Source organism: Arthrobacter sp. EM1, assembly GCF_029964055.1.
In the GTDB taxonomy this organism is placed as follows: Bacteria; Actinomycetota; Actinomycetes; order Actinomycetales; family Micrococcaceae; genus Arthrobacter.
Genome location: NZ_CP124836.1, coordinates 1,731,425 through 1,744,912 on the forward strand (window position 1 = coordinate 1,731,425; position 13,488 = coordinate 1,744,912).

General features: G+C 66.3%; 12 protein-coding genes. 3 read left to right on the forward strand and 9 right to left on the reverse strand.

Features of this window, described 5'->3' with window-relative positions; genetic code table 11:
* Positions 1 to 48: 48 nt before the first annotated feature.
* Together secG and QI450_RS07910 are read left to right on the forward strand one after the other, a co-directional pair.
* Complete coding sequence (secG, locus tag QI450_RS07905; RefSeq protein WP_226774885.1) at positions 49 to 306, forward strand: preprotein translocase subunit SecG; 258 nt, start codon at positions 49 to 51, stop codon at positions 304 to 306.
* 117 nt (positions 307 to 423) lie between these two features.
* The gene (locus tag QI450_RS07910; protein WP_226774886.1) at positions 424 to 804 is read left to right on the forward strand and encodes an RNA polymerase-binding protein RbpA; all 381 of its coding nucleotides are present in this window, start codon (positions 424 to 426) and stop codon (positions 802 to 804) included.
* 31 nt (positions 805 to 835) lie between these two features.
* Here QI450_RS07910 and pgl read toward each other — a convergent pair whose 3' ends face one another.
* The 6 genes from pgl to tkt form a co-directional block, all read right to left on the reverse strand.
* Positions 836 to 1,642 carry a 6-phosphogluconolactonase gene (pgl, locus tag QI450_RS07915; protein ID WP_226774887.1) on the reverse strand — a complete coding sequence of 269 codons (807 nt, stop codon included), beginning with the start codon at positions 1,640 to 1,642 and terminating at the stop codon, positions 836 to 838.
* The gene (locus tag QI450_RS07920; protein WP_226774888.1) at positions 1,632 to 2,573 is read right to left on the reverse strand and encodes a glucose-6-phosphate dehydrogenase assembly protein OpcA; all 942 of its coding nucleotides are present in this window, start codon (positions 2,571 to 2,573) and stop codon (positions 1,632 to 1,634) included. Before QI450_RS07920 ends, pgl begins: the two co-directional genes overlap by 11 nt.
* A complete protein-coding gene (gene zwf / locus QI450_RS07925; protein ID WP_226774889.1) occupies positions 2,570 to 4,132 on the reverse strand; it encodes a glucose-6-phosphate dehydrogenase in 1,563 nt (520 codons plus the stop codon). The genes QI450_RS07920 and zwf overlap by 4 nt, the downstream gene beginning before the upstream one ends.
* Before the next feature lie 15 nt (positions 4,133 to 4,147).
* Entirely contained in the window at positions 4,148 to 5,782 is a 1,635-nt protein-coding gene (locus tag QI450_RS07930) for a glucose-6-phosphate isomerase (RefSeq protein WP_226774890.1), read from the reverse strand.
* A gap of 4 nt (positions 5,783 to 5,786) precedes the next feature.
* The gene (gene tal / locus QI450_RS07935) at positions 5,787 to 6,917 is read right to left on the reverse strand and encodes a transaldolase (protein ID WP_226774891.1); all 1,131 of its coding nucleotides are present in this window, start codon (positions 6,915 to 6,917) and stop codon (positions 5,787 to 5,789) included.
* A gap of 66 nt (positions 6,918 to 6,983) precedes the next feature.
* A complete protein-coding gene (gene tkt / locus QI450_RS07940; protein ID WP_282359979.1) occupies positions 6,984 to 9,101 on the reverse strand; it encodes a transketolase in 2,118 nt (705 codons plus the stop codon).
* Between the two features lie 516 nt (positions 9,102 to 9,617).
* Here tkt and QI450_RS07945 point away from each other — a divergent pair.
* Positions 9,618 to 10,580 carry a heme o synthase gene (locus tag QI450_RS07945; protein ID WP_226774892.1) on the forward strand — a complete coding sequence of 321 codons (963 nt, stop codon included), beginning with the start codon at positions 9,618 to 9,620 and terminating at the stop codon, positions 10,578 to 10,580.
* A 106-nt stretch (positions 10,581 to 10,686) separates the two neighbouring features.
* Here the strand turns inward: QI450_RS07945 and QI450_RS07950 are convergent, their stop codons facing one another.
* From QI450_RS07950 to QI450_RS07960, 3 genes are read right to left on the reverse strand one after another with little or no spacing between them, the layout of a single operon-like run.
* Positions 10,687 to 11,631 carry a COX15/CtaA family protein gene (locus QI450_RS07950; protein WP_226774893.1) on the reverse strand — a complete coding sequence of 315 codons (945 nt, stop codon included), beginning with the start codon at positions 11,629 to 11,631 and terminating at the stop codon, positions 10,687 to 10,689.
* Positions 11,632 to 11,638: 7 nt separating this feature from the next.
* Entirely contained in the window at positions 11,639 to 12,463 is an 825-nt protein-coding gene (locus QI450_RS07955) for an ABC transporter permease (RefSeq protein WP_226774894.1), read from the reverse strand.
* Positions 12,460 to 13,428, reverse strand: coding sequence for an ABC transporter ATP-binding protein (locus QI450_RS07960; protein WP_226774895.1), 969 nt, complete (start codon positions 13,426 to 13,428; stop codon positions 12,460 to 12,462). The genes QI450_RS07955 and QI450_RS07960 overlap by 4 nt, the downstream gene beginning before the upstream one ends.
* Positions 13,429 to 13,488: the final 60 nt, after the last annotated feature.

The following is a 13,488-nucleotide window of genomic DNA, read 5'->3' on the forward strand; positions in this document are numbered from 1 at the left end:
CCGGACACCATCGTGGCCCCCGCAATCCAAATCTTCTGAAAGGCCGTCGTGGACGTTCTTCATGTCATTCTGCAGGTCCTCCTGGGCATCACCAGCCTGCTGCTGACCTTGCTCATCCTGCTGCATAAGGGTCGCGGTGGCGGCCTGTCCGACATGTTCGGCGGCGGCATGACCTCCGGCCTCAGCTCCTCCGGCGTCGCCGAACGGAACCTGAACCGCTTTACGGTCATCCTTGGCATCACCTGGGGCATTGTGATCATCGGGCTGGGTCTGCTGATGCGTTTCAGCGGTGCCGGCGACTCCTGACCCAACGGCCGAAAACTCAATAACGGGTCCTCTGGCCCTCCCGGCATCGGGAGCTCACCAACTACACTGTGGCTGATTGCATGCGCATTCCGTCCCTCGAGTAGCCAGGAGCTCCCGATGCTTCATTCTGCCTCCGGGTTCCGGGGAACCCGGGTAGGTGCCACAGAAGGGGCTCCAGCACGCCACGAGCCGCCAGCCAGCGCGGCCGCCCGGATACCACGCACCCGGTTCTCCTACCGTTGCGCCAAGGGCCACGAGACTGCACTGGTTTTCGCGCAGCTGCCCGACGAGCAGATCCCCGGTGTCTGGGACTGCCGGCACTGCGGCGGAACCGCAACCCGGGACGAAACCCAATTCTCACTCGATGACGTCCCGGCGGAAGGCTACAAGAGCCACCTCGAATACGTTAAAGAACGGCGCTCCAGCCAAGACGCCGAGGACGTCCTGGCCGGAGCGCTGGAGCGGCTGCGCGCCAGCCGATCCTTCCCGCCAGGATAGATTGGCAGGATAGGCGGTGGAAGAGAGCGGCCTAGGCCTTGCGCACCAACTGTTCCGGAACGTGCGAGGCCGCATTTTCGTCGATCAGCCACAGCGTCTCGTCCCGGCCCCTTGGACCTGCCGCCGGCACCTGTACCGGGTTGGCTCCGGCAAGGGCCAGTCCGACCGCACCGGCTTTGTCCTCGCCGGCAACGACCATCCAAATTTCCAGTGCCGTGTTAATGGCCGGCAGCGTCAGCGACACCCGCATCGGCGGCGGCTTGGGGGAGTTGCGGACCCCCACCACCGTCAGTTGCTTCTCCCTGACGCCGGCCTGTTCGGGGAACAGCGAGGCGACGTGCGCGTCCGGACCCACGCCGAGGAGCACGATGTCGAAGCGGGGGAGGACCCCGGGCCGCTCCGGCCGGTCGTCGGACATGTCCGCGGCGTGTTCCGCAGCCGCGGCCGCGGCCAGGCGGCGGGAATAGTCCGCGGCAGCCTCTTCCGGTGTGTCAAAGTCCGCGGTGGAACCGGGGGTGTGGATTCGCTCCGGATCGGCGTTGATATGGGAGAGCAACGCATCGCGGGCCTGTCGGGCGTTGCGTTCAGGGTCCTCGGCTGCGAGGAACCGCTCATCACCCCACCAGAAATTGACCTTCGACCAGTCCACGGCGGGCGCAGCAGGCGACTCGGCGACTGCCTTGAGCGACCCGATGCCCATCGAGCCACCGGTCAGCACCACCGTCGCTTCGCCGTGTTTGTCCTGAATGTCCACGAGCTTGGTGATCAGGCGGGCCGCGATGGCGGCCATCAGAACGGTCGAGTCGGGATGGATGCTTACTCTGGGCTCAGCGCTCACTGGGACGGACACTCCTTAAGTTGGTACGTGGCAGTCCAATAGTAATCACTTCACCAAACACTTCGTCCGGATCGAGCCGACGCAGCTCCTCGGCCAGGCAGTCCTTCAGGCTGCGGCGCGGAAGGGAGATGCGCTGCACCGGCTGGCCCGGCTGGCTCAGTTCCGCCACTGTCTGCCCGGGCCGGAACAGCTGCACGTCCCCGCTGGACCGGGTCAGCCGGACACGCCGGATTCCGGTGCCGGCCGGGTCAGCGACAATTGTCACCGGGGCATCCAGTGCCAGCGTCAGCCATGCGGCGAGCAGGATAGTACTGGGGGAGTCCGAGGCGCCTTCGACGGCGACGGCCGTGACCGGTGAGCTGTCCACCTGGTCCAGGACCGCCGCCAGCTGGATTCGCCAGTTGGTCAGGCGCGTCCAGGCGAGATCCGTATCACCGGCTTTATAGGTGCGGCGGACGTTCTCGAGGGCCCGCTGCGGGTCCGCCTCGTTGCCCGAGTCCGTGATGCGCCGGTGCGCGATCCGGCCGATGGACGTCTCGCACGCATTCTTCGGGGCACCGTGCGGCCACCAGGCTACAATCGGCGCGTCCGGCAGCAGCAGCGCCGCAACGAGCGATTCGCTTTCCTCCGCGAGTTCGCCGTACCCGCGGAGCAAAATAACCTCGGATGCGCCGGCGTCACCGCCCACCCGGATCTGCGCGTCGAGCCGGGTTGGAGCCTTGGCGCCGGCGTCGGCAAGGACGATGATCCGGCAGGGGTGCTCGCGGCTGGCCTCATTGGCGGCTTCGATAGCCTCCTCCTCGAGCCCGGACTTGGTGACGACTACCAGGGTCAGTACCCGTCCCAGGGCGATCACGCCGCCCTGCTCACGCAGTGCCGTGATCTTCTTGGAGATCTTCGAGGTGGTGGTGTCGGGAAGATCTACGATCATGGCCTTCTCCAGGTTCGTCCGTCGCGGGCAAGCAGCTGGTCGGCGGAAGCCGGCCCCCAGCTTCCGGGGGCGTACGGTTCCGGTTGTTCAGGCAGGGACGCCCAGTATTCCTCGAACGGGTCCAGGATCTTCCAGGACAGCTCGACTTCCGCGTGGCGGGGAAAGAGCGGCGGTTCACCAAGCAGCACGTCAAGGATCAGCCGTTCGTAGGCCTCGGGGCTGGACTCGGTGAAGGAGTGGCCGTAGCCGAAGTCCATCGTGACGTCCCGGACCTCCATCTGCGTGCCCGGCACCTTGGAGCCGAACCGGATGGTGGCGCCCTCGTCGGGTTGGACCCGGATCACCACGGCGTTCTGGCCGAAGTCGTCCTCACCGTGGTCGGTGAAGAGCAGGTTCGGTGCGCGCTTGAGCACCACAGCGATCTCGGTCACCCGGCGGCCCAGCCGTTTGCCGGCGCGAAGGTAGAACGGCACTCCCGCCCAGCGCCGGGTGTTGATGTCGACCCGGATCGCGGCGAAGGTCTCCGTTTTGGAGTCCGCCGGGATGCCTTCTTCCTCCAGATAGCCAACAACTTGCTCGCCGCCCTGCCAGCCGCCGGTGAATTGCCCTCGGGCCGAGTGGGTGGACAGGTCTGCGGGGAGCCGGACCGCTGCAAGGACCTTCTCTTTTTCCGCGCGCAGGTCATCGGCGTTGAATGAAATCGGCTCTTCCATTGCGGTGAGCGCCAGGAGCTGCAGCAGGTGGTTCTGGAGGACGTCGCGGGCTGCGCCGACACCGTCGTAGTAGCCCGCCCGGCCACCGGTGCCGATGTCCTCGGCCATGGTGATCTGGACGTGGTCGACGTAGTTGGCGTTCCAGAGCGGTTCGAAGAGCTGGTTGGCGAAGCGCAGTGCCAGAATGTTCTGCACCGTCTCCTTGCCCAGATAGTGGTCGATCCGGAAAACGGAATCGGGCGGGAAGACGGATTCCACGATGTTGTTGAGCTGGCGTGCCGATTCCAGGTTGTGGCCGAACGGCTTTTCGATCACAACGCGCCGCCACTTGTCTCCGGCGGCCTGCGCCAGGCCATGTTTGGACAGCTGCCGGCACACCAGTTCGAAGGCGTTCGGGGGGATGGAGAGGTAGAACGCGTGGTTGCCGCGGGTTCCGCGCTGTTCGTCGAGTTCGTCGATGGTTTCACTGAGGCGCTTAAACGCTTCGTCGTCGTCGAACTCGCCCTGCACAAAACGGATGCCCTCGGACAGTTGGGTCCACACGGTCTCATCAAACGGGGTGCGGGCGTAAGCCTTCACCGCCGTCTTCACCTCGGCGGCGAAGTCCTCATTCTCCCAGTTCCGCCGCGCAAAACCGACGAGCGCGAAACTGGGCGGGAGCAGCCCGCGGTTGGCCAGGTCGTAGACGGCCGGCATGAGCTTTTTACGGGCGAGGTCTCCCGTGACCCCGAACAGGACCAGCGACGACGGTCCGGCAATACGGTTCAGGCGCCGGTCCCTCGGGTCCCGGAGCGGGTTCCGCCCCCGGCCCGTGGAATTGCGGTTGCCGTTGTGGTTTTCTGGCATGGTTGGGTGGGTGCCTTAGCTTTCGGTGGAGGGGACTGCCTGGCCGGCCAGCGCCGCAACGATTTCCCGCAACTGGCGGACGCCTGCGGCGCGGTCCGTGAGGTGCAGGCGCAGGACCGGGCGGCCGTGTTCCGAGAGGACTTGCGCATCGCCGGCGGCTTGGGCCGAGATCAACTCCCCGAAGCTGAAAGGCCGATCCGGGATGGCCAGGTCGGTGGCTGCCGCTGCGCTCACCTGCAGGAAGACACCGATCGCGGGTCCGCCCTTATGGAACTGCCCGGTCGAGTGCAGGAACCGCGGGCCCCAGCCGAACGTCACGGGGCGGCGGGTGACGGCTGCCAGTTGGTCCCGGACGTCCTCAAGGGGTGCGTAGGCGAGTCGGTCAAAGTAGGCCTGGACACTGAGGTAGCTGTCCGGCTCCAGTTCGCCGAGCAGCGCACTGAGAGCGCCGGCAGCGGTTCGGGCGCCGCCAAGCCAGGAACCTCCGCGGACCTCGATAGCACCGTCGGTAAAGGCCGCCGGCGTCGGCTCCGGCTGCGCGTCAAGGAGGCCGCGGGCGGCCACCTTGGCAGCTTCGACGTCAGGCTGGTCAAAGGGGTTGATCCCGAGGAGGCGCCCGGCGACAGCCGTGGCGAACTCCCACGTCATCATTTGGGTGGGCAGGCCGCCGGCAATCGCAACCTCGTTCTCACCGAGGTCGACGTCGGCATCGGCCGCCACAAGGCGGATGACGAGGACGTCCGCGGCGCCGAGGGTCGCTTCCGGGGAAGACGGTCCGGCGACAACCGGCAACACGCCGGTGCCGAGTTTGCCGGTGGACTCGGCGATGAGCTGTTCGGCCCAGTCCGCGAAGCCTTTGATCCCCGAGCCGTCCTCGGCAATAACGATCTTGTTGCGCAGCGGCTTGGTGCCGCCCAGCGCGGCGCCGAGGGCCAGACCGATGTTTTCCCCGCCGTCCTCGTTGAGGACCTCGGCGGCTTCCTCCGCTTCGTCCAGGAAAGCCTGGATATCCACCCCGGCAAGGCCGGACGGAACCATCCCGAACGCAGTAAGCGCCGAGTAGCGGCCGCCGACGTTTGGGTCAGCGTTGAATACCGCGCGGTACCCGGCCTCGCGGGAGGCCTTGTCCAGCGGGGATCCCGGATCGGTGACGATGATGATCCGGCTCTTCGCGTCGAGTCCGGCCGCGGTGAAGGCATGCTCGAAGATCCGGCGCTGGGAATCCGTCTCCAAGGTGGATCCGGACTTCGAGGACACCACAACAGCGGTTTCGGCCAGCCGGTCCGCAAGCGCGGCGGAGACCTGTTCCGGATCGGTGCTGTCCAGGACGGTCAGCTCGACGCCGGCGGTTCCGGCGATGACCTCCGGGGCCAGCGAGGAACCGCCCATGCCGCAGAGCACGATCCGGCGGACACCTTCGGCGCGCAGTGCGTCACGCAGGGCCAGGATGTCCGCCACCAGGGACTGGGAGACCGTGGCCGCCTCGACCCAGCCGAGCCGCACGGAAGCCTCGGCTTCGGCCTCGGAACCCCACAGCGTGGGGTCCTTGGCGAAGATCCGGGTGGCGACCTTGTCCGCCAGCAGGGCAGGCAGGTGCTGTTCGTGGGCGAGGCGGGCGGCGCCCGTGGCGTCGTAGCTGAGTGTGGTCATGGGACTAAGCGTCCTTCCGTGCAGCGGCGAGGGCGACCCCGACGTCGGCCAGCAGTTCCTTCCAGCTTGCCACGAACTTGTCGAGGCCTTCGGTTTCGAGGGTCGCGACGACTTCGTTATAGGAAATGCCGAGGGCATCGAGTGCATTCAGCATGGCGTTGGCGTCGTCGTAGCCGCGGCTGATCGTGTCCCCCGTGACGGCGCCGTGGTCGAAGGTCGCGTCGAGGGTCTTCTCCGGCATGGTGTTCACAACGCCGGGGGCCACAAGCCCGGTGACGTAAAGGGTGTCGGGGTAGGCAGGATCCTTGACTCCGGTGGAGGCCCACAGCGGGCGCTGCGGGCGGGCCCCGGCGTCGGCCAGGAGGCCCCAGCGTTCGGTGGAAAAGAGCTCTTCGTAAACCTGGTAGGCAAGGCGGGCGTTGGCCAGGCCGGCTTTGCCCTTGAGGGCCCGGGATTCGTCGGTGCCGATCGCGTCGAGGCGCTTGTCAATCTCGGAGTCGACGCGGGAAACGAAGAACGACGCGACGGAGTGGATCGTGGCGATGTCGTGGCCGTTGCCTTTGGCTTGTTCAAGGCCGGTCTGGAAGGCGTTGATGACGGCACGGTAGCGCTCCAGCGAGAAGATCAGCGTGACGTTGACGCTGATGCCGGCCGCCAGGGTGGCCGTGATTGCTTCGAGGCCTTCGAGGGTCGCGGGGATCTTGATCAGGACGTTGTCCTTGTTGACCCGGGCGTAGAGTTCCTTGGCTTCGGTGATCGTACCGGCGGTGTCCCAGGCCAGACGCGGGTCCACCTCGATGGACACACGCCCGTCGATGCCGTTGCTGGCAGCCGCCACCGGGGCGAAGAGCTCGCACGCGTCGGCGACGTCGGTTGTGGTGATGGCGAAGACGGTGTCCTCAACGCTGGCCCCGGCCGCGGCCTGGGCGGCGATGACGGCGTCGTAGTCGTGGCCGGTGGTGATAGCCGCGTGGAAGATCGACGGGTTGGTCGTGACCCCCACGACGTTTTTCTCTTCGATCAGTTTGCGCAGGGTACCGGTATCGAGGCGCCCGCGGGAGAGGTCATCGAGCCAGATGGAGACGCCGGCGTCGGACAGCTGCTGCGTGGGGGAAGAAGCGGGGGTGGTGGTCATATTTCACTCCTGGAGTCTGGGGCCGCCGCCTGTTGGGGCGGCGGCCCGGAAGGTATGAAGTTCGGGTCAGGCCGTGAGGCCGGCGAGGGATTCCTTGGCTGCGGCGGTGACGGCTTCGGCGGTGATGCCGAATTCCTGGAACAGGCGCTTGTAGTCCGCGGAAGCGCCGAAGTGTTCAAGGCTGATGGAACGGCCTGCGTCGCCGACGAACTCCCGCCAGCCCAGGGCAAGCCCGGCCTCGACCGAGACACGTGCTTTTACGGCACTTGGCAGCACGGCTTCACGGTACGCGGGGTCCTGCTGGTTGAACCATTCCACGCACGGCATGGACACGACCCGGGTCGGGATGCCTTCGGCCTGCAGTGCTTCGCGGGCCCGGACGGCGAGTTGGACCTCGGAACCGGTGCCGATCAGGATGACCCGGGCCTGGGCGGTTTGGCCGTTGGCGGAGGCTTCGGCGAGAACGTATCCGCCCTTTGCGACACCGGCGGTTGACGCGAACGTGTCCGCGTCGGCGTCCCCTCCGCCGCGGGCCCAGGTGGGAATGTTCTGACGGGTCAGCACGATCCCGGCCGGGTTCTGGTGGTTTTCGAGCATAACCTTCCAGGCCGCGGCGACCTCGTTCGCGTCGCCCGGGCGGACGACGTCCAGGCCCGGAACGGCACGCAGTGACGCAAGCTGCTCGACCGGCTGGTGGGTCGGACCGTCTTCGCCGAGACCGATTGAGTCGTGCGTCCAGACATACAAGGACGGGACTCCCATCAGCGCACCGAGCCGGATGGCCGGACGCTGGTAGTCGGAGAAGATCAGGAACGTGCCGGAGAACGCCCGGGTCGCCCCGTGCAGGGTGATGCCGTTCACGATCGACGCGGCGGCGTGCTCACGGATCCCGAAGTGCAGGACGCGCCCGTACGGGTTGCCCTTCCACGCGTTTGTGGACCGGGACACCGGGATGAACGACGCGGAGCCTTCAATAGTGGTGTTGTTCGACTCCGCCAGGTCCGCCGAACCGCCCCACAGCTCGGGCATAACCGGGCCGATCGCGTTCAGGACCTTCCCGGATGCGGCCCGGGTTGAAACGTCCTTGCCGGCTTCAAAGACCGGCAGGGAGGCGTCGAAACCGGCCGGGAGTTTACGCGCCTCGACGCGTTCGAGCAGTGCCGCGCCCTCGGGGTTCCCGGCCTGCCACGCCTCGAAGGACGCCTGCCACTCGGAACGGGCCGCGGCGCCGCGGTCTTGCGCTTCCCGGGTGTGCGCCAGGACCTCGTCGTCGACCTGGAACGAGCGCTCCGGGTCGAATCCCAGGACTTTCTTCAGGCCCGCAACTTCCTCCGCGCCCAGCGCGGAGCCGTGGATTTTACCGGTGTTCTGCTTTTTCGGTGCCGGGTACCCGATGATGGTGCGCAGCGAGATGATCGAGGGCTTGTCCGTCTGGGCCTTCGCGGCGAGGAGTGCGGCGTGGAGTTCCTGCACGTCCTCCTTGTATTCGCCGGTCCGGGTCCAGTCCACACGCTGGGTGTGCCAGCCGTAGGCCTCGTAGCGGGCCAGGACATCTTCGGTGAAGGCGACGTCGGTATCGTCCTCGATGGAGATGTGGTTCTCGTCATAAATGACAACGAGGTTGCCGAGCTCCTGGTGGCCGGCGAGGGAGGACGCCTCACTGGTCACACCCTCCTGCAGGTCGCCGTCGGAGGCAATAACCCAGATGGTGTGATCAAAGGGGCTGGCACCAGCGGGAGCATCAGCATCGAACAACCCGCGCATCCGCCGCTGGGAATAGGCAAAACCCACCGCGGACGCCAGACCCTGACCCAACGGCCCAGTGGTGATCTCCACCCCGGCCGTGTGCTGATATTCCGGGTGGCCCGGCGTCAACGAACCCCAGGTGCGCAACGCCTTCAAATCCTCCAGCTCAAGGCCATACCCGGAAAGGAACAACTGGATATACAAGGTCAGTGAGGTATGCCCGGGGGAGAGCACAAAACGGTCCCGCCCCAACCAGTCAGGTCTCTTCGGATCGTGCCGCATCAACTTCTGGAAGAGAAGGTAGGCGGCAGGCGCCAAACTCATCGCCGTCCCCGGGTGGCCGTTGCCGACCTTCTCCACGGCGTCGGCAGCGAGAACGCGGACAGTGTCCACGGCGCGCTGGTCCAAGCTGGTCCAAGACAGTTCTTGCTCTTCCAAATGTGGCACGAAAACCGGGCCCCTCTCTGTGCTGACGGCGGGTGGTTTGGTCAGTCCCGTCCGGGCACAGTTCGGTGCCCGCTGCGGTACGTACCAGCCGTTCACCATCGAAACGTTGATCTATCATTCAGTCGCGCGTGCAATCGGACATCCGCGGAAACTCCGGACAGGCACTTCAGTCACTGGAACGGACCGTGCAGGGCGTTCCGTGCGCGCTGATCTGCAGACAGCTTAGCCCCATTCCACCCTCGGACGGCCGCGAATCTCACTAAATGGACGGGATTTCCGGTTATATGAATCACGGGCCGCCGCGGCCGCCCGTGAGCCCGCGTTAACCTGTTCGAAACACCCGGGGCTGCCGGCGGCACCGTCGGGACCCGCGCGCCGTGCCGTCACGGTATGATGGATCGTGGCTACCCGTGGGGGTGCGGACGCGCCGGTAGAATGCGCGTGGGCCCCCGCCGACATGCAACCTGTGTTGCGGAAAAGCCGGACTGATCAGCCAGACAGAACAGAGTGACTGCCACCGTGAGCACAACAGATACGCCGCTGAACGCTTCTCCCGTCCGTGGGAGGATCGGCTTTGCCCGCAAAGCCAAGGCCTATTTGTCGCTCACAAAACCCCGCGTCGTCGAGTTGCTGCTGGTCAGCACCCTGCCGACCATGATCTACGCCGAACGCGGCTTCCCGTCGATCGGCCTGATCCTGGCAACGCTCGTAGGCGGCGCATTCGCCGCGGGCAGCGCAGGTTCCTTCAACTGCTACATCGACCGCGACATCGATAAACTGATGCACCGCACCGAGAACCGGCCGCTCGTCACGGGGGAGGTCACCCCGCGGGAGGCCTTGGTCTTCTCCTGGCTGTTGGGCGCCGCAGCGATCGTCATCCTCTGGTTCGGCGCCAATCCGCTCGCGGCCTGGCTCGGGCTTGGTGCAATTGTCTTTTATGTCGTTATCTACACCATGATCCTCAAACGCCGCACGGCCCAGAACATCGTCTGGGGCGGCGCTGCCGGCTGCTTCCCCGTGCTCATTGCCTGGGCTGCGGTGACGAACACGGTGCAGTGGCCTGCCGTTGTGCTCTTTATGGTCATCTTCCTGTGGACGCCGCCGCATTATTGGCCGCTGTCCATGCGCTACGGCGAGGACTACCGCAACGCCAACGTTCCGATGCTCGGCGCGATCGCCGGTGCGAAGGTGGTCTCGGTGCAGGTGGTCCTGTACGCCTGGGCCATGGTGGCATGCTCGCTGCTGCTGGTCCCGGCCGGCGGCGCCGGCTGGGTCTACACGGTGACGGCGGTCCTCGCGGGGGCGTGGTTCCTTTACGAATCGCACTCACTGCACAACCGGGCGCAGGCCGGGGACGTGTCCAACAAGAGTGCCATGAAGGTCTTCCACGGTTCAATCAGCTACCTGACCCTGCTTTTTATCGCCGTCGCGGTCGATCCGTTCATCGGACCGGCGATCATGGGCCGCTAGCCGCCGCACATCCTGACCTCCGCTTGACCTCCGTAACAACAACGCGGGGTCACCTGCCGCCCATCCCGGGCGGCAGGTGACCCCGCGTTGTTTGTGTGGTGAATTGTTACTTCAGCGGGCTGCTGCGGGCGAGGTCGGCGGCGTTGGTTGCCGCGCTCATCAGCAGGGCAGACCCGAGCATGTGTGCGGCGACCAGCAGCGCCGGGATGCCGTTGTAATACTGGGTGAAGCCGATGGCGGCCTGCAGCACGGTGACGCCGAGGAGCATCACGACGGCGGTGCGGAAGGGTCCGGTGATCCGGTCCCTAACGATGAGGTACAGCGCGATCAGGGCACCGGCGGTCACCAGGTAGGCCGGAACAGCATGAATGTGTGCGAACAGGTCCCAGTCCAGGTCGTTGCGCGGGGCGTCCGCGTCGCCCGCGTGCGGGCCCGCGCCGGTAACCACCACGCCCAGACAGACTGCAACGGCGGATAGCATTGCGACGGCAATCATCAGCGGGCGGGTGGCCCCGGGAAGCGCCACCAGCACTGCCACCCGGAATTTTCCCGTCCGCCCGTAGGCGCGGTTAACCAATAGGGTTGCGAGGACCACGAGTGCCATGGAGACCAGGAAGTGCAGGCCAACCACCCAGGGGTTCAGCTGGGTCAGGACTGTGATGCCGCCGATGATTGCCTGTGCCGGGATGCTGGCGAGCAGCCCGAGGGCCAGCAGGAAGAGGTCGCGGCGTTCCTTGCGGAGCTTCCACAAATACACCAGCATGGCTACCGCGACCGCAGCCAGTGCGAAGGTCAGGAGCCGGTTGCCGAATTCAATGATGCCGTGGATGCCCATTTCCGGGGTGTTCACAAGCGAAGAATCCGTGCAGCGCGGCCACGTCGGGCAACCCAGTCCCGACGCCGTGAGGCGGACCGCGCCGCCGGTCACGATCAGGAGGGTCTGGCCGATGAGGGACAGCACCGCCAGCCGCTTTACCGTCGCGTTAACGGTGTCGGGCAGCCAGGCGATAACCCGGGCGGCGGTTCGGGGCAGGCGGGAGTCCGTGCTCACAGTTTTCTCAATTCCATTTGAACCAACGGGTTGCTGCGCCGCCGGCGATCGCCGTCCAGAGCAGCAGGACAATTACGGGCGCGGGGTTGACACTGCCGGAAAGAAACGCATCCCTTAGAGCCTGTCCGAGGGCGCCGGAGGGTAGGTAGTGCACGATCGCCTGCGCCAAGACGGGCAGCCGTTCGGCCGGGATCACAATCCCCCCGAGGGCACCGAGCAGGATCCAGAGCAGATTGGTGATCGCGAGGGTCGCCTCCGGCCGGACCGTCCCGGCGACCAGCAGGCCCAGGGCGCTAAAGGACGCGGCCCCGAGCACCAGCAAAGCCAGACCCGGGGCCCAGCCCAGCAGATTCGGTTGCCAGCCAAGCATCAAGGCCACTGCGGTGACGACCAGGACCTGCAGGGTCAGGACCACCAGGACCGCGAGGACCTTGCCGGCTATCAGACCGGTTCGGCCCAGCGGAGTGGTGGAGAGAAATCGGAGTACACCGTAGCGGCGGTCAAACCCGGTCGAGATGCCCTGGCCGGTGAAGGCTGTGGACATGGCGCACAGCGCGAGGATGCCCGGCACTGCGACATTGATCCGGCTCGCGCCGAATCCGTCCAGCAACGGTGTTACGGTCAGGCCCACCATGGCCAGCAGCGGCAGCACTATCGCCAGGATCAGCTGTTCGCCGTTCCGGAGCATGGTGACGGTCTCGTACTGTCCCTGCAGGAGGATGCGGCGAAGCAGCGGTGCGGGGGCGCTCCCCAGCTGACCTGCCGGCGAGACGGTACCCGGCGGAACGCTCCCCAGTGACGTACTGCCGGCGGCGGAACTTTCGCGGGTCATCGGACTTCCCTTCCGGAAATGTCGAGGAAAACGTCCTCGAGGCTGCGCGCTTCCAGGCGCAGCGAGCGTGGCATGATTCCCCGGCCGGCCCACCAAGCGGTGATCGCCGCGAGGTCCTCGGCGGTCAGCGCACCCGTCGCGGCATAGCTGCCGGCCCGCGTTTCGGTGACGCTGACGCCACCCCGCAGCACACCGGTGAAATCCAGTCCGGGCTCGGTCTCGAACAGCAGCGTTCGGATGTGCTGCTCGCCGGCGCCTGCCGGGAGGGGGTGCTGCAGGAGTTCTGCAACCGTCCCCTCGGCAACGTTGCGGCCGGCGTCGATGATGTAGACGTAGTCGGCGAGCCGCTGGGCGTCGTCCATGAGGTGGGTGGTCAGGACGATTCCCATCCCGAGGTTCCGGAGTTCGGAGATGAGCTCGAACACCAGCTGGCGCGACTGCGGGTCCAGGCCGGCACTTGGCTCGTCCAGGAACAGGACTTCGGGATTGCCCACAAGGGCGGCGGCAAGAGCAAGCCGCTGTTTCTGCCCGCCCGAGAGCCGCCGCACCGACGTCCGGCTGAAAGCGTCAATGCCGAGGCGTTCAATAAGTTCCCCGACCGGGCGCGGGTTCTGGTACATGCCGGCGATATGCCTGAGCAGCGGGATGGGCCGGGCCGAGGGCGGCAGGCCGCCGTCCTGCAGCATCACTCCTACGCGGGCGCGCAGGCGGGCCCCCGCCGTGTCCGGGTCCTCGCCGAGCAGGCTGATGTTTCCCTGGGTGCGCTTCTGCAGCCCCTGGGCGCATTCGATAGTAGTGGTCTTACCGGCCCCGTTGGCCCCCAGCAGTGCCGTGACCTGTCCGCGTTCGGCGACAAGGGAGATCCCGCTGACCACCCGCAGCATTTTACCGTCGAGGGTGGGGAGTGGGCCAACATCCTTGACGAGGCCACTGATGGTCAGGACGGGGGATTGGGGGGATCGCACCAGAACATTCTACGGGATGTAGTAGCCCGCATTCCGGCCGTCAGCCGGGGTGCGAAGGCG